Annotated in this window: 20 protein-coding genes; 10 read left to right on the top strand and 10 right to left on the bottom strand. The window is 65.6% G+C overall.

Going from position 1 to position 16740, the window contains the following annotated elements:
* Positions 1-33 precede the first annotated feature (33 nt).
* From ACQY8M_RS25245 to ACQY8M_RS25225, 5 genes are all read right to left on the bottom strand, one after another.
* Positions 34-576 carry a gamma carbonic anhydrase family protein gene (locus tag ACQY8M_RS25245; protein WP_428661333.1) on the bottom strand — a complete coding sequence of 181 codons (543 nt, stop codon included), beginning with the start codon at positions 574-576 and terminating at the stop codon, positions 34-36.
* Complete coding sequence (gene queE / locus ACQY8M_RS25240; RefSeq protein ID WP_428661330.1) at positions 576-1175, bottom strand: 7-carboxy-7-deazaguanine synthase; 600 nt, start codon at positions 1173-1175, stop codon at positions 576-578. Before queE ends, ACQY8M_RS25245 begins: the two co-directional genes overlap by 1 nt.
* Before the next feature lie 65 nt (positions 1176-1240).
* On the bottom strand, positions 1241-1726 hold the full coding sequence (gene rpsI, locus ACQY8M_RS25235; protein WP_428661327.1) for a 30S ribosomal protein S9: 486 nt from the start codon (positions 1724-1726) through the stop codon (positions 1241-1243).
* 2 nt (positions 1727-1728) lie between these two features.
* Positions 1729-2193 carry a 50S ribosomal protein L13 gene (gene rplM / locus ACQY8M_RS25230; protein WP_428661325.1) on the bottom strand — a complete coding sequence of 155 codons (465 nt, stop codon included), beginning with the start codon at positions 2191-2193 and terminating at the stop codon, positions 1729-1731.
* A gap of 119 nt (positions 2194-2312) precedes the next feature.
* Entirely contained in the window at positions 2313-2759 is a 447-nt protein-coding gene (locus tag ACQY8M_RS25225) for a PaaI family thioesterase (RefSeq protein WP_428661322.1), read from the bottom strand.
* 33 nt (positions 2760-2792) lie between these two features.
* Here ACQY8M_RS25225 and ACQY8M_RS25220 point away from each other — a divergent pair, with 33 nt between their 5' ends.
* The 3 genes from ACQY8M_RS25220 (at position 2793) to ACQY8M_RS25210 (ending at position 5686) form a co-directional block, all read left to right on the top strand.
* The gene (locus ACQY8M_RS25220; protein ID WP_428661319.1) at positions 2793-3587 is read left to right on the top strand and encodes an enoyl-CoA hydratase; all 795 of its coding nucleotides are present in this window, start codon (positions 2793-2795) and stop codon (positions 3585-3587) included.
* Positions 3588-4058: 471 nt separating this feature from the next.
* Complete coding sequence (locus ACQY8M_RS25215; protein WP_428661317.1) at positions 4059-4517, top strand: MarR family winged helix-turn-helix transcriptional regulator; 459 nt, start codon at positions 4059-4061, stop codon at positions 4515-4517.
* Positions 4514-5686, top strand: coding sequence for a multidrug effflux MFS transporter (locus ACQY8M_RS25210; RefSeq protein WP_428661314.1), 1173 nt, complete (start codon positions 4514-4516; stop codon positions 5684-5686). Before ACQY8M_RS25215 ends, ACQY8M_RS25210 begins: the two co-directional genes overlap by 4 nt.
* Positions 5687-5845: 159 nt before the next feature.
* On the opposite strand, the gene ACQY8M_RS25205 is transcribed toward ACQY8M_RS25210, so the two are convergent.
* The gene (locus ACQY8M_RS25205; protein ID WP_428661311.1) at positions 5846-6607 is read right to left on the bottom strand and encodes a class II aldolase/adducin family protein; all 762 of its coding nucleotides are present in this window, start codon (positions 6605-6607) and stop codon (positions 5846-5848) included.
* Positions 6608-6739: 132 nt separating this feature from the next.
* On the opposite strand from ACQY8M_RS25205, the gene ACQY8M_RS25200 reads away from it, so the two are divergent.
* From ACQY8M_RS25200 to ACQY8M_RS25180, 5 genes are all read left to right on the top strand, one after another.
* Positions 6740-8056 (top strand): NtaA/DmoA family FMN-dependent monooxygenase, encoded by a 1317-nt coding sequence (locus ACQY8M_RS25200; RefSeq protein ID WP_428661308.1) that lies wholly within the window; start codon positions 6740-6742, stop codon positions 8054-8056.
* Positions 8057-8067: 11 nt separating this feature from the next.
* Complete coding sequence (locus ACQY8M_RS25195) at positions 8068-9180, top strand: ABC transporter substrate-binding protein (RefSeq protein WP_428661305.1); 1113 nt, start codon at positions 8068-8070, stop codon at positions 9178-9180.
* Positions 9165-10256 (top strand): ABC transporter ATP-binding protein, encoded by a 1092-nt coding sequence (locus ACQY8M_RS25190; protein ID WP_428661303.1) that lies wholly within the window; start codon positions 9165-9167, stop codon positions 10254-10256. Before ACQY8M_RS25195 ends, ACQY8M_RS25190 begins: the two co-directional genes overlap by 16 nt.
* Before the next feature lie 115 nt (positions 10257-10371).
* Entirely contained in the window at positions 10372-11217 is an 846-nt protein-coding gene (locus ACQY8M_RS25185) for an ABC transporter permease (protein WP_428661300.1), read from the top strand.
* Positions 11214-12020 (top strand): ABC transporter permease, encoded by an 807-nt coding sequence (locus ACQY8M_RS25180; protein WP_428661297.1) that lies wholly within the window; start codon positions 11214-11216, stop codon positions 12018-12020. The genes ACQY8M_RS25185 and ACQY8M_RS25180 overlap by 4 nt, the downstream gene beginning before the upstream one ends.
* Here the strand turns inward: ACQY8M_RS25180 and ACQY8M_RS25175 are convergent.
* Together ACQY8M_RS25175 and ACQY8M_RS25170 are read right to left on the bottom strand one after the other, a co-directional pair.
* A complete protein-coding gene (locus tag ACQY8M_RS25175; protein ID WP_428661294.1) occupies positions 11998-12537 on the bottom strand; it encodes a peroxiredoxin in 540 nt (179 codons plus the stop codon). The two genes, ACQY8M_RS25180 and ACQY8M_RS25175, sit on opposite strands and share 23 nt — an antisense overlap.
* Positions 12538-12598: 61 nt before the next feature.
* Positions 12599-13768: an NADH:flavin oxidoreductase/NADH oxidase gene (locus ACQY8M_RS25170; protein ID WP_428661291.1), complete on the bottom strand. Its 1170-nt coding sequence runs from the start codon at positions 13766-13768 to the stop codon at positions 12599-12601.
* 14 nt (positions 13769-13782) lie between these two features.
* Between ACQY8M_RS25170 and ACQY8M_RS25165 the strand changes: the two genes are divergently transcribed.
* The gene (locus tag ACQY8M_RS25165; RefSeq protein WP_428661288.1) at positions 13783-14283 is read left to right on the top strand and encodes a CoA-binding protein; all 501 of its coding nucleotides are present in this window, start codon (positions 13783-13785) and stop codon (positions 14281-14283) included.
* A gap of 184 nt (positions 14284-14467) precedes the next feature.
* On the opposite strand, the gene ACQY8M_RS25160 is transcribed toward ACQY8M_RS25165, so the two are convergent.
* Positions 14468-14833 carry a nucleotidyltransferase family protein gene (locus tag ACQY8M_RS25160; RefSeq protein WP_428661285.1) on the bottom strand — a complete coding sequence of 122 codons (366 nt, stop codon included), beginning with the start codon at positions 14831-14833 and terminating at the stop codon, positions 14468-14470.
* On the opposite strand from ACQY8M_RS25160, the gene ACQY8M_RS25155 reads away from it, so the two are divergent.
* Positions 14820-15824, top strand: a complete 1005-nt coding sequence (locus ACQY8M_RS25155) for an LLM class flavin-dependent oxidoreductase (protein WP_428661282.1) — start codon at positions 14820-14822, stop codon at positions 15822-15824. The genes ACQY8M_RS25160 and ACQY8M_RS25155 overlap by 14 nt on opposite strands.
* Here the strand turns inward: ACQY8M_RS25155 and ACQY8M_RS25150 are convergent.
* Positions 15728-16570, bottom strand: a complete 843-nt coding sequence (locus ACQY8M_RS25150) for a DUF5131 family protein (protein ID WP_428661279.1) — start codon at positions 16568-16570, stop codon at positions 15728-15730. The genes ACQY8M_RS25155 and ACQY8M_RS25150 overlap by 97 nt on opposite strands.
* Positions 16571-16740 lie beyond the last annotated feature (170 nt).

Genomic DNA, 16740 nt, shown 5'->3' with positions numbered 1-16740 from the left:
TGACCTGTGAAGAGCGCGAACTGCGGCGCCGGCTTAATCTGCCGCCGACCTGACGGCCTCGTCCGGCCCATAGGACCGGGCAAGATTCACGTAACCGGCGACGACGCGCTTGAAGTTTGCGTAGTCCTTCTCGGTGAGGTCGCGCAGCTTGCGTCCTGGATTGCCGGCCCACAGCTCGCCCCGCCGAACGATCTTGCCCGGCGGGATCAGTGCGCCGGCAGCCACCATGGCTTCGCTCTCGATCACCGCACCGTCGAGCACCGTCGAGTGCATGCCGACGAAGGCGCCGTCCTGCACCTCGCAGGCATGCAGCAGCACCATGTGGCCAACAGTGACGTTCTTGCCGACGACGGTCATCAGTCCACGCGCGGCGACATGGACGACCGTGCCGTCCTGGAGGTTGGAGTTCTCGCCGATCCGGATGCCGGGGCCGTCGCCGCGCAGGATGACGCCGAACCAGATGCTGGCGTTGGCGGCGATCTCGACATCCCCCACGAGCGTGGCATTGGCGGCGATGAATGCCGTCGGATCGACGCTGGGAACGAAACCCCTGTGGGGAACGATGAGGCCTGACATTAGCGAATTCCCAGGTACTTATGTGTCTGCAGGCTGAGCTGCCATCGCGGGTGCGCCAGGCAATAGGCGACGGCACGCGCGGTGTTCTCCGCCAGTGCCGGCCCGTCCATCGGCTGCAACGAGAAACGGTCGAAGGCAAGATCTGCAAACGCTTCAGGTGGCACCTCGGCCTGCGGATAGACCAGCTTCAGCTCGTTGCCCGCGCGGAGCTTGAGGCCGTCTCGGCTTTTCGGGCTGACGCAGATCCAGTCGATCCCCAACGGAGCATGGAGTGTGCCATTGGTCTCGACTGCGACCTCGAAGGCGCGCTCATGCAGGCGAGCGACGAGTCCGGCGTCGACCTGCAGCAGCGGCTCGCCGCCGGTCAGGACGACGAAGCGACGCGCTGATGGGCCGTCCCAGACGCGCTCGATCGCGGCTACGAGGTCGCCGGCCGAGTCGTAGCGACCGCCGTCAGTGCCGTCGACGCCGGCGTAATCAGTATCGCAGAACGTGCAGCCGAGATTGCATCCCGAGAAGCGGCAGAACACGGCGGGTCGCCCCGCGTGAGCTCCCTCCCCCTGCAGCGTCTTGAATATCTCCTTGACGGCGTAGCTCATGCGATCGCCACCAAAAGGAAGGGCGCCGCGGAGGCGCCCTTCGATGACAATCCAGTCGCGTACGGTCAGCGCTTCGAGAACTGGAAGCGGCGGCGGGCGCCGGCCCGGCCGTACTTCTTGCGCTCGACCACGCGGCTGTCGCGGGTCAGGAAGCCGTTGGTCTTCATCGCGCCGCGCAGGCCCGGCTCGAACTTCGAGAGCGCCTGGGCGATGCCGTGGCGCACTGCACCCGCCTGGCCCGACAGGCCGCCGCCGGAGACGGTGGCGATCACGTCGAACTGGCCGTTGCGCTGGCTGACGTCGAACGGCTGCTGGATGACCATCTGCTGCGTCGGACGCGCGAAGTAGACCTTCTGGTCGCGGCCGTTGACGGTGATCTTGCCGGTGCCGGGCTTGACCCACACGCGCGCGACGGCGTTCTTGCGGCGGCCGGTTGCGTAGGCGCGGCCCTGCGCGTCGATCTCCTTCTCGCGGATCGCGGCGGGGGTCTGGATGCCGGCGGCGACAGGCGCCTTCTTGAGCTCGGCGAAGGACGAAAGTTCGGTAGCCATGGTCAGCCGATCCTCGAATTCTTGCGGTTCAACGCGGCAACATCGAGCTTCTCGGGCTGCTGGGCCTCCTGCTCGTGGTTGGGTCCCTTGTAGATGCGCAGGTTCTTCATCTGCGCACGGCCAAGCGGGCCACGGGTGATCATGCGCTCGACAGCCTTCTCAATGACCCGCTCGGGGAAGCGGCCTTCGAGCCGCTTGCCCAGGGTCTCGCCCTTGATGCCGCCGGGATGGCCGGTGTGCCAGTAGAACACCTCGCGCTCGGCCTTGCGGCCGGTGAGGCGGACCTTCTCGGCGTTGATTACGACGATGTTGTCGCCGCAATCGATGTGCGGGGTGAAGGTCGGCTTGTGCTTGCCGCGCAGGCGCATGGCAATGATCGAGGCGAGGCGGCCAAGAACCAGCCCGTCAGCGTCGATCAGCACCCACTTCTTCTGCACGTCGGCAGTCTTGATGCTAAAGGTTTTCATCGCTCTTTCTTCCGTGAGGCGGCGCTTATGGGGGCCATGCCGGGGAAAGTCAAATCTCCGGAAATTATCAAGGAATTACAATGGATTAAGATTGAGGTATCCAAATACCTCGACCTATCTTATTGATATCGCTCGAAAGACGCTCGGCGCGCTGGCGGGATCGAATAGGTCACCGTCGCATGGGCAACCGGATCCTCCTTGCCCTCGCTCCAGATCGTGAAATCGCCGACGGCCAACGCCCTGCCGAGCTTCAGCAGCCTTGCCTCGCCCAGCAGGTCGCCCGGCTCGGGCTTGCGCATGAAGTTGATATTGAGATTGGTCGTGACGGCCATCGCCACCGCCGCGGGCCCGAGCCTGCCCAGCAGCAGAAGGTAGAATCCGCAGTCCACCATCGCCATCATCGTCGGGCCGGACAGAGTGCCGCCCGGCCGCAGATGCCCGTCATGCGTCTTCTGGCGGATCCGGATGGTTGCGTCCTCGATCGCCTCGACGACAATGCCGGGAGGAGCCTGGGGAAAGTGCTCCTCCAGGAACCGATGCAGATCATCCGGCGTCATCACCGGCATGGCGCCCTGCCCTTCAGCGAGTAGAATGACACCATGCCTGCCGCTCCCAACGAACCGGTCCTGCTGCGCCGCGACGACGGCCCCGTTGCCATCCTGACGCTGAACCGCCCGCACGCCATGAACGCTCTGTCCGGCGAGCTTATAGACGCGCTGCAGGCGGAATTCGACAAGCTCGCCAAGGACCGCACGATCCACTGCGTGATCGTGGAGGCCAAGGGCCGCGCCTTCTCGACCGGCCACGACCTGCGCGAGGTCAATTCGCGCCACGACTACGCCTTCCACCACGACCTGCTGACGCGCTGCTCGGCGATGATGCTGAGCATCAACCGCCTGCCTCAGCCGGTGATCGCCAAGGTCCAGGCGATCGCCACGGCCGCGGGCTGCCAGCTCGTCGCCGCCTGCGACCTCGCCGTCGCCTCGAGCGAGGCGACTTTCGCAACCTCGGGCATCAACAACGGCCTATTCTGCGGGACGCCTTCGGTCCCCGTGGGGCGCAATGTCGGCAGTAAGCGCGCCCTCGACATGCTGTTCACCGGCCAGTTCGTGGACGCGGCGACCGCGCTACGCGATGGCCTGATCAGCCGCGTTGCAACTCCCGACAAGCTCGACGAGGAAACGCTGGCGCTCGCCCGTCACATCGCCAGCCAGCCACCGCAGCAGATCGCGAGCGGCAAGGCGATGTTCCACAAGCACATGGAGATGGACCTCGCGCAAGCCTACGCCTACGCGACCGAGTTCATGGCCGGCGCGATCCAGAGCGAGGACGCGAAGGCCGGCATCGATGCCTTCGCGAACAAGAAGCCGAAGCCGGAGTGGAAGGGGCGCTGACCGCAAGTGACCTATATTGGCTGTCGGTCAGGGCGAACCTTACAAACTCGCTCAAGTGGTTTGTCTGCCGCCTTGCAGTGCTCGCGTTATGGCGCTGGTTTCACCCGGTCGGGGTAGTGATACTTTCAAGTGTTGTGGCAACGGCCGTCCTGGAAGCAATCTCGACTGATCTGCACTTCAACTACGGCAGCAGTGACTAGGCTTTCGCTAGCATTTCCGGTCATCTGTTGGTGGCGCTGATCATCAACACAATGTTGGCAACACTCCTCTTCTTTGCCCTTGGGCGGAAGTGAGGCGAAAGCGGCGATAGCCAGCACCTGCCATTGGATCAGGCGAGTTGCTGCACCAACTGGCACCCGCAACTACATGGCGCCGCGGCAACATCGTTTCCCTCCCACTGCTCAACGAATTCCATCACCGGCGGAAAAGTAGATGACTTGCCATCTATTTATATGTCATCTAATTCGGAGTATGGCTTCCCGTCCCCAGACCGGTCGTGCCGCCTTTGGCTCCCTGCTGTCGCGCGCCTATCGCCAGTGGCGCCGCGCCGCCGATCTACGCCTGCAGCCCTTCGACCTCACGGAGGCGACCTGGCTGCCGCTGGTCTACATCGCCCGCGCCTCGACGCCGCCCCGGCAGAAGGACCTGGCGGCATCGATGTTCGTCGACAACTCCTCGGTCGTGCGCCTGCTCGACAACCTCGAGAAGGCCGGGCTCGTCCAGCGCCAGGAAGGCGAGACCGACCGGCGCGCCAAGACCATCCTGCTGACGCCGCGCGGAAAGGCGATCGCGGACAAGGTCGAGACAGTTGCGCGCCGCATCCGTACCGACGCGCTGGCCGGGCTCTCGGAGAAGGATATCGAGACGACGATCCGCGTGCTCGACCATGTCTGCCGCGTGCTCGATCCGACGGCGGAGCCCGTGCAGTGACTGCCCCGCTCTGGCTCCTCACGCTGATCACCTTCAGCGGCACCTTTGCCATGCACATGTTCGTGCCGGCGCTGCCCGAGGCAGCGCGCGCCCTCGGCGCCAGCATCGGCGAGATGCAGATGACGATGAGCGTCTATATCTTCGGTCTCGCGGCCGGCCAGCTCGTGTACGGCCCCCTAGCCGACCGGTTCGGCCGCCGCCCGATGCTTCTGGGTGGCCTCGCGCTCTACACGGTTGCCGGCGTTGCCGCTTCGGTCGTGCCCGGCGTTCATAGCCTGATCGTGGCCCGCCTCATGCAGGCTCTGGGCGGATGCGCGGGCCTTGTGATCGGCCGTGCCATCGTCCGCGACTCCGCCCTGCCTCGGGACGCGGCGAAGCGCATGGCGACCATGAACCTGATGGTCGTTCTCGGACCGGGCCTGGCCCCGCTGATCGGCGGCGCCTTGTCGACGACGTTCGGCTGGCGCTCGCTGTTCTACGCCTTGTCCGCGCTCGGTGCGTTCAACCTGCTCTTCACCATGTGGCTGCTGCCGGAGACCCGTGCGCCCACCGCGAATATCAGCGGCTCGGCGCTTGCCCGCAATTACGGCAAGCTGCTCACCTCGCCCGCCTTCCTCGGTTTCGCCATCGGAGGCGGTTGCGCGACCACGTCGATGTACGCCTTCATTGGCGTCTCACCCTTCATCTTCGCCGACCAGCTGCACCGTCCCGACTACGAGATCGGCCTTTACCCTGCCATCCTGGTCGCCGGCATCTGGCTCGGCAGCGTCGCCGCCACGCGGCTGATCCCACGCCTGCCGATCGACAAGCTCGCCGTGTGGGCGAATGTCGTCAGCGTCGCGGCGGCTCTGTTCTTCCTCGGCGCGGTGCTGTCGCAGCATCTCACAGTGTTGCTCGCCATCGGACCGATGTTTGTGTTCGGCATCGGCGCAGGCATCGCCTCGCCGGCCGCGCTGTCACAGGCGATCAGCGTCAATCCACAGGTGATCGGCTCGGCCTCGGGGCTCTATGGCTTCTCGCAGATGGGTGTCGGCGCAATCTGCACCGCGCTGGTCGGGCTGGGCAGCGATCCCGCGCTCACCGCCGCGATCATCCTCTCGGTGGCCGGTGTGATCGGCCAACTCTCGTTCTGGATCGCGCTACGGTACCGGGCGCCGACGACCTCATAGATTTCTTCCCCTTTGCGGACTCCGCGAAGGGGAAGTGTCCGCGTCTTACGCGGACGAAGGGGTCATGCGCCACGGTGCACATCGCGTCCGTGGCCCGTGACCTCTCCGTCCCGATTACGGGACACCTCCCCGCGCTGCGCGCAGGGAGGAACGGTCAGCCTACTGCGCCCAGTCGGTGCCGCCCTTCTTCTGGACCTGGCGCTTGAGCGCCTCGAAGTAGACGACGCCGAAGCTGGGATCGGAGCGGAGCTGCTTCATGCGCTGCGCGGCGCGGGCGATGATGTAGTCGTCGATCATCACCGGCTCCTCGCCGAGCTGGCGCGACATCACCTCGAGCTCGGAGGCGCGCTCCAGCATGTAGAGGCCGCGCAAGGCGCCCGGCAGGGTCGGTGCCGCGGTCAGCAGGCCATGATTGTGCAGGACGACGTGACCGCCCTTCTGGCAGGTCTTGCCCAGCTCCTCGCATTCCTCGACCGTCGCCGGCACGCCGTACTCGTGATAGACGATGTCGTCATAAACGCTGAGCGCGTCCTGGCTGATCGGGCGAATTCCCTTCTTCAGCAGCGACACGGCGCCGCCCGCCCGCGTATGGGTGTGCATCACGCAGTTCACGTCGGCGCGTGCCTTGTAGATGCCGCTGTGGATGGTGAAGCCCGCCGCGTTGAAACGGCCCTGCTTGCCGTAGATCTTCCCGTCGATGTCCATCTTGATCAGGCTCGAGGCCGTGATCTCGTCGAAGTTCTCCTCGTAGTGGTTGATCAGGAAGCAGTTCGGCTCGCCCGGAACGCGCACCGACATGTGCGTGTCGATCAGGTCGGTCCAGCCCAGGAAATCGCAAATCCGGTAGAGCGCGGCGAGATCGACTCGCGACTGCCACTCGGCTTCACTCATCTCGACGCGATCACTCACCATCGTATCCATCGCCTGCTCCTTATGCTGCGCGTGTGCCCACGAAGGAGCAATTCTAGGGTAAGTTTCGCCTCAGGGCGAGATTCGCGTGTACCGGCTGTCGGCACGGTATTTGCCTCGTTGTTCCATCAGTTGGAGAAGATCGTGGCCCCCAATCCGTTTCATCTGGCGTGGTTTCTACAAGGCTCGAGCGTACAAGCCTGGGCCGAGCCGTGGACCGGCCATATCGGCACGACATGGGAAAAGCCCGAGCTGTTCCTCAACATGGCGCGGTCGCTCGAGCGCGCCTGCTTCGACTACATCCTGATCGAGGACTCGTCCTACGTCGGCGAGAGCTTCGGCGGCTCGACCGAGATCTATCTCAAGAACGCGATCGCCGTGCCGCGCCAGGATCCGTCGGTCGTGGCCGCGCTGATGACCCAGGTGACGAGCCGGATCGGCATCGTCCCGACCTTCGGGACCTATGCCTATCATCCCTATCTGCTGGCCCGCCTTGTCGCCACGCTCGATCAGGTGTCGGGCGGCCGCATCGGCTGGAATGCCGTCACCGGCAGCTCGGACTACGCGGCGATGAACTTCGGCATGCAGGGCATGCCCGAGCACGACACGCGCTACGACATGGCGGACGAATACATGGAGGTCGTGCGCAAGCTGTGGGGGTCGTGGGAGCCCGACGCGATCATCGCCGACCGCAAGACGGGCGTGCTGGTGGATCCCTCCAAGGTCCACGCCGTCAACTATCAGGGCAAGTATTTCAGCACGCGCGGACCGTTGAACTCCGGCCCCGGCCCGCAGGGCCAGCCGGTGATCGCCCAAGCCGGCGGCTCGCCGCGCGGCCGCAAGTTCGCCGCCGCTCATGCCGAGACGATCGTGGTCAACGCCAAGGGCATCGACGCGATGCGCGCCTACCGCGCCGACGTCCACAAGCACATGGTCGCCCAGGGCCGCGACCCGAGTACCTGCAAGGTCCTGTTTCTGATCAACCCGATCCTCGGCGAGACCATGGAAGAGGCGCTGGAGCGCAAAAAGAAGCGCCAGTGCCTGGCGAACGAACAGGTCCATTTGCGGCTGGCGCACTTCGGCAAAGTAACCAACATCGACTTCGGCAAGTTCGACATCGACAAACCGCTGCCCGACCACGTCACAACCAACGGCCACCAGCTCAACCTCGAGCAGTTCCGCGCCATGGCCAAGGGCCGCTCGATCCGCGAGACGATGGCGAGCTTCAACGCGGTCGACCTGTCGATCGATCTCTGCGGCACCTGCGATTCGGTGGCGGCGCGCATGGGCGAGGTCATGGAGGAGGTCGGCGGCGACGGCTTCCTCTTCTCGATGCCCAACGTCAACCGCCGCACCCTGGCCGAGATCGAGGACGGGCTGATCCCGGCGCTGCAGGATCGCGGCCTGGTGCGCAAGGCGTACGAGCACAAGCACTTCCGCGACAACCTGCTCGCCTACTGACGGAGAACTTCATGGCCAGATACCGCTCTCCCTCGCCGCTCGGCCGTCGTACCGCCCTCGGCATTCTCGGTGCTGGCCTGTCGGCCCCCTTCATTCGGCCGAGCCTCGCCCAGGCGGCCTGGCCGGAACAGACGACCATCCCGGACAGCTTGAAAGGCACCGGCGAGGTGCGTATCGCGGGCTACGGCGGCACCATGCAGGAGGCCCAGCAGAAGGCCTACTACGACTCGTTCGAGAAGCTGAGCGGCATCAAGGTGCTCGCCTTCCCCGGCGCCAGCCCGACCAAGGTCAAGGCGATGGTCGAGACCGGCAACGTCGAATGGGACATGGCGCAGCTGAGCCGCGGCTCGATCATGAACCTGATGAAGACCGGCGACTACTTCGAGAAGATCGACTACTCGCTCGTCGACGACGGCGTCGGCAAGGAATACCGCTTCGAGTACGGCCTCGAGATGCTGGTCTGGGCCCAGGTGCTGGCCTATCGGACCGACGCCTTCAAGGGCGCGGCGCCGACGGGCTGGGCCGATTTCTGGGATACCAAGAAATTCCCCGGCGACCGCGCCATGTTCGGCACCTCGGGCGGCGGCTGGCCCGAAATGGAGTTCGCCCTGATGGCGGCGGGCGTACCGGCCGACAAGCTCTACCCGCTCGACATCGACAAGGCGCTGGCGAGCTACGGCAAGATCAAGAAGGACGTGGTCAAGTGGTGGGACACCGGCGCCGTGCCGATCCAGTTGCTGACCGACCGCGAGGTCACCATGACCACGGTCTGGAACGGCCGCATGGCGGCGCTGCAGGCGGCTGGCGTGCCGGCCGCGATCGCCTGGAACCAGGGCCTGCTGAAGCGCGATGCCTGGGGAATCCCCAAAGGCGCCAAGAACAAGGTCAATGCGATGAAGTTCGCGGCGTTCTCGACCATGGCGATCCCGCAAGCGCGGATCGCGTTCGCCATCCCCTACGGCTCGGTCAACAACGCTTCGAACGAGTACATCCCGCCCGATCGCCTGGCCGGGCTGCCGAGCGCGCCCGAAATCAAGAAGAAGCTGGTCAACTATGACTACGACTGGTGGATCGCCAATCGCGAGGCAGTGATCCCGAAGTTCAACAAGTGGCTGCTGAGCTAGGCGCTTCGGTCGCGCTCCGCGACCTCGAGAAGAGCTACGACCGCGTTGCCGCGGTTGCGGGGGTGTCGCTCGACATCCGCTCGGGCGAGTTCCTGACGCTGCTCGGGCCGTCCGGCTCGGGCAAGACTACGACCTTGATGATGATCGCAGGGTTCGAGACGCCGACCGGTGGCGACATCGCGATCGACGGAACGTCCGTCGTCGGGATGCCGCCGTACCGCCGCAACATCGGCATGGTCTTCCAGAACTACGCGTTGTTTCCGCATCTGACGGTCGCCGAGAATATCGGCTTCCCGCTGAAGCAGCGCGGCGTGGCGAAGGAGGAACGCGCCAGGCTGGTCGGCGAGGCGTTGGAACTGGTACACCTGCCCGGATATGGCGGCCGCTATCCGCGCCAGCTCTCGGGCGGCCAGCAGCAGCGGGTCGCTCTCGCTCGTGCCATCGTCTTCAAGCCGCGCCTGCTGCTGATGGACGAGCCGCTCGGCGCACTCGACAAGCAGCTGCGCGAGAACCTGCAGCTCGAGATGCGCCGCCTGCATGCCGACCTCGGCATCACCTTCATCTACGTCACGCACGACCAGGAAGAAGCGCTCACCATGTCGGACCGCATCGCCGTCATGAACGAGGGGCTGGTGGCGCAAGTCGGACGGCCGGAGGATCTCTACGACCGGCCGAGCAGCCGGTTCGTGGCGTCGTTCATCGGCGAGTCCAATTTCCTGCCCGCCGTCGTGCGCAGCCTGGAGCCCGACGACGTCGTGGTGGCCGAGTGCCAGGGGTCTCTGATCCGCGCGGTCTGCCCGACAAAGCCGGCCGCCGGCGAGAAGGTAATGCTGACGACACGGCCGGAACGCCTGCGCTTCACCGATGGCGCCTGGAGCTCCAACGCGCCGCAGAATCGCCTGAGCGTCACCGTGACAGAGGCCGTATTCGCTGGCGAGCGCTGCCGGTACATGCTGCAGGCCGGCGACGGCACCGCGGTCGTTCTCAAGGAACCGTCGAGTGCCGCGATTCGACGGCGCGCGGTCGGCGAACAAGCAGAGATCGCCTGGTCGGTCGCGGACACGATCCTTGTCTGAGGGAACCCTGTCATCGTCTTCCGGACCGCGAGCGTCCCGCTCGCTCATGATCATGGGCGAACGGGACGCTCGCAGTCCGGAAGAGCACAAGCACTCGCTTTCCTTGGCTGCGAAGATGCGCGACTGGAGCCGCGCGCTCCCAGCCGTGCCTTTGCTGCTCGCCGCGCCGCTCATTCTCTACATGGTGGCGTTCTATGCGCTGCCGGTGCTGACGATGCTGATGCGCAGCATCTCAGATCCCACCTGGTCGTTGACGCACTACACCGCGCTCGCCAATGACCCCGTCTTCATCAAGGTGTTCTGGAACACGCTCGAAACCTCCGTTATCGTCACGGTCAGCACGCTGCTGCTTGGCTATCCCGTGGCGCTGGCGCTGGTGCGTGCGCCGAAATGGGCGCCGCTGATCCTGGTCCTGATCCTGCTGCCGTTCTGGACCAGCGTGCTGGTGCGAAGCTACGCCTGGATGGTGCTGATGGGCCGGCACGGGCTGATCAACGAGGCGCTGCTCGCGGCCGGCCTGCTGGAGCGGCCATGGCGCCTGCTCAACACGCCGCTCGCAACGCAGATCGCGATGACGCACATCCTGCTGCCCTACATGATCCTGCCGATCGCCAATGCACTGCGGCAGATCGATCCGTCGCTGGCGCGCGCTGCGTCGGGCCTCGGCGCCGGGCCGTTCGCGACCTTCCGGCAGGTGATCCTGCCGCTCTCGATGGCCGGCGTCGCGGCTGGCGTGCTGCTGGTCTTCGTGCTGGCGCTCGGCTTTTACATCACTCCGGCCATGGTCGGCGGCCCGCGTGAGATCACCCTGTCGATGCTGATCTCGCAGCAGGTGGAGGAACTCAACTGGGCTTACGCCTCAACCCTGTCGGCCATCCTTCTGGCGACGGCCCTTGGCATCATCGCGCTGTTCTATCGACTTCCCGGCATCGGCAACGCCTTCAAGACGAGCGGACGATGATCGCTCGGGTGCTGCCGACCACGGTCGTCGGACTGATTCTGCTGTTTCTCGCCTTCCCGATCGTTGTCGTCGTGGTGGTGTCGTTCTCGTCGGCGACCTATCTCACCTTCCCGCCGCCCGCCTTCAGCCTCAAATGGTACGAGGCCTACTTCGGCAATGCCGATTGGCTGCGTCCGACCTGGCTCAGCCTTTGGATCGCGGCCGCGGTGGTCGTTCTGTCGACCGTGCTCGGCACGCTGGCCGCGCTCGGCATCGCCCGGCTGCCCCGCACGCTGCGCATCATCGCCACCGGCCTGATCCTGTCGCCACTGATCGTGCCCGTGATCGTCGTAGCGATCGGCATCTACTACGCCTTCTCTCGCTATGGCCTGGTCGGCTCGCCGTTCGGCCTGGTGCTCGCACACACCTGCCTCGCCGTGCCGTTCGTGGTGACGAGCGTCAGCGCGAGCCTCGCCGGTATCGACCCGCGCCTCGAGCAGGCGGCTCTGAGCCTCGGCGCGACGCCGCTCGGCACCTTCTTTCAGGTTACGCTGCCGCTGATCCGGCCGGGTGTCCTGGTTGGCGCGCTGTTCGCGTTCATCACCTCGTTCGACGAGCTGGTGGTGGCGCTGTTCCTGTCGGGCTCCGGTGCGGTGACCCTGCCGCGGCGCATGTGGGACGACCTGCGCTTCCAGATCGATCCCACCATCGCCGCCGTGTCGACCCTGACCATTGTGCTGACGGTCGCGCTGATGGCCTGCGCCCATTTCCTGCGCAAGCGCGCCGAGCAAACGCGGACGGCTACTTCTTCGACAGCGCCCTGACCGCCGCCAGCGTGTTCTCGACGTGCTTGTCGGGATTGCGGTCGGAATAGGCGAAGGCGATCTTGCCGTTCCCCGCGATCACATAGGAGATGCGGTCGGCGATGCCGATGCTGCCGACGCGGATCAGTGCCGAATCGTAGGCCTTGATCACCTTGAGGTCGGGATCGGCGGCGACCGGGAATTTCGAGCCGCATTCCTGCAGCGAGAACTTGTGCAGCGTGCCGATGTCGTCGGCCGACATGCCGATCAGGGTCGCACCGGCCGCGGTGTAGCTCGCGGCGGCTTCGGCGAAGTCGTGCGCTTCGGCCGTGCAGCCGGTGGTGAAGGCCTTGGGGAAAAAATAGAGCACGACAGGGCCCTTCTTCAGCGCCGAGGCCAGCGAGAACGAGAACTCCTGGCCGCCGAGCGTCGCAGTCGCGGTAAAGTCGGGCGCGGCATCGCCCGGCTTCATGGCGGCGAAGGCAGGCGCCGCGAAGAGTGAAGCGGCCAACAGGGCCGCCGTGGCAATACGCGTCATGACACTACTCCGCCAATTGGGTTTGGCGGCCATCATAGGCGCCTCGAGGCTCAACGCGCTGTCACGTCCCGGTGACCGTCTCGTTCAGTCCCTTCATGTAGGTCGATGGAACGACGGTCTTCACGGACTGTGCGCGCTTGGCGAGCCAATAGGCCTGTGGCGGAGGAACGGAGCCGAACTGGCGGTCGACGCCGAGCTTTTGCGCGGCATCCATGGGCCAGTTGGGATTGTAGAGAAGCTCGCGCGCGAGCGCGATCAGGTCGGCGCGCCCCTGCTGCAGGATCTGCTCGGCCTGGTCGGCATGCACGATCAGCCCGACAGCCATGCTCATGATGCCGGCGTCCTTCCTAAGCCGCTCGGCGTAGGGCACCTGGTAGCCGTAGGTCACCGGCCCCGCACTCACCACCGGCGAGCCGCGCATGCCGCCCGAGCTGCAGTCGATCACGTCGATACCCTTGGGCTTCACGATCTTCGCCAATTCGACGCTCTGGTCCGGACCCCAGCCCGAATCGTCCTCGACCGACAGCCGCAGGAACAGAGGCTTCGAGGCCGGCCAGTGCGCGCGCACGCTCTCTACCACCTCGATGCAGAAGCGCATGCGATTGAGCTCGCTGCCACCGTACTCGTCGTTGCGCACGTTGGAGAATGGCGAGAGGAATTGGTGGATCAGGTAGCCGTGGGCGCCATGGATATCGAGCACCTCGAAGCCCGCCTCGTTGGCGCGGCGCGCCGCCTGGCCCCAGCGCTCGATCACCTGCGGGATCTCCTCCCGCGTGAGCGCGCGCGGCGTCGGGTCGCTCGCCGGCGAATTGATGCCGCTCGACGAGACCAGCTCCCAGCCTTCCCAGTCCCAGACATCGGGCGAGTTGGTGAGCGGCGCCCCGCCCTCCCAGGGCCGGAAACGCCGCGCCTTGCGGCCCGAATGGCCGAGCTGGATGCCTGGCACCGAGCCCTGCGCGCGGATGAAATCGACGCAGCGCTTGAGGCCGGGGATGTGCGCGTCTTCCCAGATGCCGAGGTCGCCGACCGTGCCGCAGCCGCGCCGCTCGACCTTGGTCGATTCCATGATCACCAGCCCTGCCCCGCCTGCCGCGTAGCGGCCGGCGTTCATCAAGTGCCAGTCGGTCGCGAAGCCCTTGTCGGCGGCATATTGGTGCATCGGCGCCACGACCACGCGATTCTTCAGGGTCACGTCGCGGATCTGTATCGGTTCAAACAGCAATGGCGCCATGTATAGTCCCTCCCATGTCCGCACCCAGTCCCGCCATCGTGCACGATCGTTACGACGATCTCTACCTGCGTCGCATCCTGCGCGAGACGAAGACCATCGCCATGGTCGGCGCCTCGGCCAACTGGAATCGTCCGAGCTATTTCGCGATGAAATACTTGCTAGACCGCGGATACAGGGTCATCCCCGTCAATCCTGCCGCTGCCGGCCAGGAAATCCTCGGCCAGAAGGTCTACGGCTCGCTCGCCGAGCTGCCGCAGAAGGCCGACATGGTCGACATCTTCCGCAACTCCGAGGCAGCCGGCCCGATCACCGACGAGGCGATCAGGCATGGCGCCAAGGTGGTATGGATGCAGCTCGGCGTGGTCAACGACGCCGCGGCGAAGCGCGCGGAGGATGCCGGCCTCAAGGTCGTCATGAACCGCTGCCCCAAGATCGAGCACAGCCGCCTCGCCGGCACCATCGAATGGCACGGCATCGCCAGCGGCGTCATCAGTAGCCGCAAGCGGGCGCTTTAAGCTCCGCCATCCCGACCGGAGCTGAGCGTAGCGAGGCGAAGTGGAGGGATCTCTTCAAAAACCTCTGCCGAGATGAATACGCCCCTCGACTGCGCCGCCCTTCGGGCGGCTTCGCTCGGGACGACGAGACAATTCGCTATCAGCGAGAGAATTGCGTCACGTTTTTCCTACGCGGCGGTCTTGATCAGGCGGCATAGAGCCGTCTCTGGTCCCGCATGATCGATTGGCGTCGAATCGGATTTCGGATCGCGCCCTCGACAACGACATCGACAGGCCGGCCGAAAAGGTCCGCGAGCTCGTCGCGCAGGTCGACCATGTCCCAAAGATCCCAATGCTCCTCCGGCTGAAACGTCACTAGAACGTCCGCGTCGCTTTCCGGCCCCGCCTCCCCGCGTGCGAGCGAGCCGAAGAGTGACAGCTCCTTGATGAGCCAGCGCTGACAGAGGGCGGACAAGGCCTTCTCGGTCGGCAGCGTTTCGGGCGAGACATCGGTCATGGGTCGATCATACCATGCGTGAAAATGGGGGAAACTGCACATGAAGTTCGGCATCTTCGATCACATGGACCGCGCCGGCGGCGATCTTCACCGGCAATTCGACGAACGGCTGCGACTGATCGAGCTCTACGAGAAGAGCGGCTTCCACGCCTATCACCTCGCCGAGCATCACGCCACGCCGCTCGGCATGGCGCCCTCGCCCAGCGTGTTCCTCGCTGCCGTCGCCCAGCGCACGAAGACGCTGCGCTTCGGGCCGCTGGTCTACACGGTCAACCTCTATCATCCGCTGCGCCTGATCGACGAGATCTGCATGCTCGACCAGATGAGCGGCGGACGGCTCGAGCTCGGCATCGGCCGAGGCATCTCACCCTACGAAGTGGGCTATTACGGCGTCGATCCGGCGACCGGGCCGGAGCGCTTCGCCGAGGCGTTCGAGGTGATCCTGAAGGGGCTGACGCACAAGCGCCTCGACCATGAAGGCAAATATTTCACCTTCAGGGACGTGCCGATGGAGATGGTGCCGGTGCAGCGCCCCCATCCGCCGCTGTGGTACGGCGCCAACTCGCTGGAGAGCGCCGACCGGCTCGCCAAGCAGGCCTGCAACACGGTGGTCGGCATGAAGCCGGAAGGTGTCGGCGAGTTCGCCGCGCGCTACCGCGCTGCCTGGAAGGCACTGGGCAAGAGCGAAGCCGACATGCCGATGATCGGGCTCAGCCGCCATATCGTGGTCGGCGACACCGACAAGGAGGCGCAGAGCGCGGCCAAGCGCGCCTTCGCACTCTGGTACGACGCGCTGATCCATCTCTGGCGAGCGCACGGCGTCGGCCTGCCGCGCCAGATGATCCCCGCCGAGTTCGAGCCCGCCATGGACGGCGGCTACTTGGTCGCCGGCTCGCCCGCTACCGTGCGCGAGCGGCTGAAGCGCGACAACGATGTCGCCGGCATCAACTACTGCCTGTGCAGGCTCGCCTTCGGCGACCTGTCGTTCGAGGAATCGAAGCGCTCCGTCGAGCTGTTCTCGAAGGAAGTGATGCCCGCGCTCTGAACCGGCGCGGCGCGATGCGCGCGGCCGTCGAGCATCGCGCCGGCTTTGCGGCGGCCGACCTTGACCATATCCTGGCCGTGCTCACCCCACTGCTTGAAAAACAGCGGGATGCCGGCGGCTACGCATTGCGCGCGCAACGAACGGAACCAGTCGGGATTCGATGGCCGCGCCCGCGGCCCGCTTTCGCCGCCGGCGATTATCCAGCCCAATCCTGCCGACCACTGCGAGACATCGAGCGGCCCCAACAAGGGTTCGGCCGACACAACGCGTACCCTGGCGTCGATCGCCAGAAGATGCGGCGCCCGGAGGTCGAGCGTGGTCTGGTTCTCGGCGGTGATGCCGGGCCAGAGATTGTCGGGCACCTTGCGGCCGGCGAAGAATTTGCGTGCCACCAGCGGCCGCTTGGTCAACAAAATCCAGTCGAGCGATGGCGTCGCCTCGATCAGCCGCAGGTAATCCTCACGCCATTCCGGCGAGACTTCGGCGTCGAACGGATCGGCCAGGCTCGGGCCGAACACCTTGGCGCGAACGCCGGCCGCCTCGGCCTTGCGATTCCAGCGCAGCGGCAGCAGCCAGTTGCCAGCCGAGGTGCGTCGCCGGGGCGCGCGGGCCTCGAACCGGGCCCAGCGTCGCCGGTGCGACATGGCAGCGGCATAGCAATTGTCGCACGCCGGGCTGACCCTCGTGCAGCCGATCCACGGGTTGAAGGTGTGGTCGACCCATTCGATCCTGGTGTGCTCCGCCATTTCGGCACTGTACTACGGCAAGAGGCCCGCGGCGCCACATACGCCGGCACCGCGAGCCTCCGCCCCGCGCGCCACGCTCCTCGATCGCTTCGGACCGACGGCAGCGCGCCTCCCTTGTCGATTTCCAGATAAGACAAAGCCGGCGGTGGTGGGGCCCACCGCCGGCTCCG

This window comes from Reyranella sp., assembly GCF_965279465.1.
GTDB lineage: Bacteria > Pseudomonadota > Alphaproteobacteria > Reyranellales > Reyranellaceae > Reyranella.
This window is presented reverse-complemented; position numbering and strand designations above follow the sequence as displayed.

Bases quoted from the DNA above. Each gene is read 5' to 3' on its own strand.
- ACQY8M_RS25245 (WP_428661333.1), bottom strand. From the start codon at position 576: ATGTCAGGCCTCATCGTTCCCCACAGGGGTTTCGTTCCCAGCGTCGAT.
- queE (WP_428661330.1), bottom strand. From the start codon at position 1,175: ATGAGCTACGCCGTCAAGGAGATATTCAAGACGCTGCAGGGGGAGGGA.
- rpsI (WP_428661327.1), bottom strand. From the start codon at position 1,726: ATGGCTACCGAACTTTCGTCCTTCGCCGAGCTCAAGAAGGCGCCTGTC.
- rplM (WP_428661325.1), bottom strand. From the start codon at position 2,193: ATGAAAACCTTTAGCATCAAGACTGCCGACGTGCAGAAGAAGTGGGTG.
- ACQY8M_RS25225 (WP_428661322.1), bottom strand. From the start codon at position 2,759: ATGCCGGTGATGACGCCGGATGATCTGCATCGGTTCCTGGAGGAGCAC.
- ACQY8M_RS25220 (WP_428661319.1), top strand. From the start codon at position 2,793: ATGCCTGCCGCTCCCAACGAACCGGTCCTGCTGCGCCGCGACGACGGC.
- ACQY8M_RS25215 (WP_428661317.1), top strand. From the start codon at position 4,059: ATGGCTTCCCGTCCCCAGACCGGTCGTGCCGCCTTTGGCTCCCTGCTG.
- ACQY8M_RS25205 (WP_428661311.1), bottom strand. From the start codon at position 6,607: ATGGATACGATGGTGAGTGATCGCGTCGAGATGAGTGAAGCCGAGTGG.
- ACQY8M_RS25195 (WP_428661305.1), top strand. From the start codon at position 8,068: ATGGCCAGATACCGCTCTCCCTCGCCGCTCGGCCGTCGTACCGCCCTC.
- ACQY8M_RS25185 (WP_428661300.1), top strand. From the start codon at position 10,372: ATGCGCGACTGGAGCCGCGCGCTCCCAGCCGTGCCTTTGCTGCTCGCC.
- ACQY8M_RS25180 (WP_428661297.1), top strand. From the start codon at position 11,214: ATGATCGCTCGGGTGCTGCCGACCACGGTCGTCGGACTGATTCTGCTG.
- ACQY8M_RS25175 (WP_428661294.1), bottom strand. From the start codon at position 12,537: ATGACGCGTATTGCCACGGCGGCCCTGTTGGCCGCTTCACTCTTCGCG.
- ACQY8M_RS25170 (WP_428661291.1), bottom strand. From the start codon at position 13,768: ATGGCGCCATTGCTGTTTGAACCGATACAGATCCGCGACGTGACCCTG.
- ACQY8M_RS25165 (WP_428661288.1), top strand. From the start codon at position 13,783: ATGTCCGCACCCAGTCCCGCCATCGTGCACGATCGTTACGACGATCTC.
- ACQY8M_RS25155 (WP_428661282.1), top strand. From the start codon at position 14,820: ATGAAGTTCGGCATCTTCGATCACATGGACCGCGCCGGCGGCGATCTT.
- ACQY8M_RS25160 (WP_428661285.1), bottom strand. From the start codon at position 14,833: ATGCCGAACTTCATGTGCAGTTTCCCCCATTTTCACGCATGGTATGAT.
- ACQY8M_RS25150 (WP_428661279.1), bottom strand. From the start codon at position 16,570: ATGGCGGAGCACACCAGGATCGAATGGGTCGACCACACCTTCAACCCG.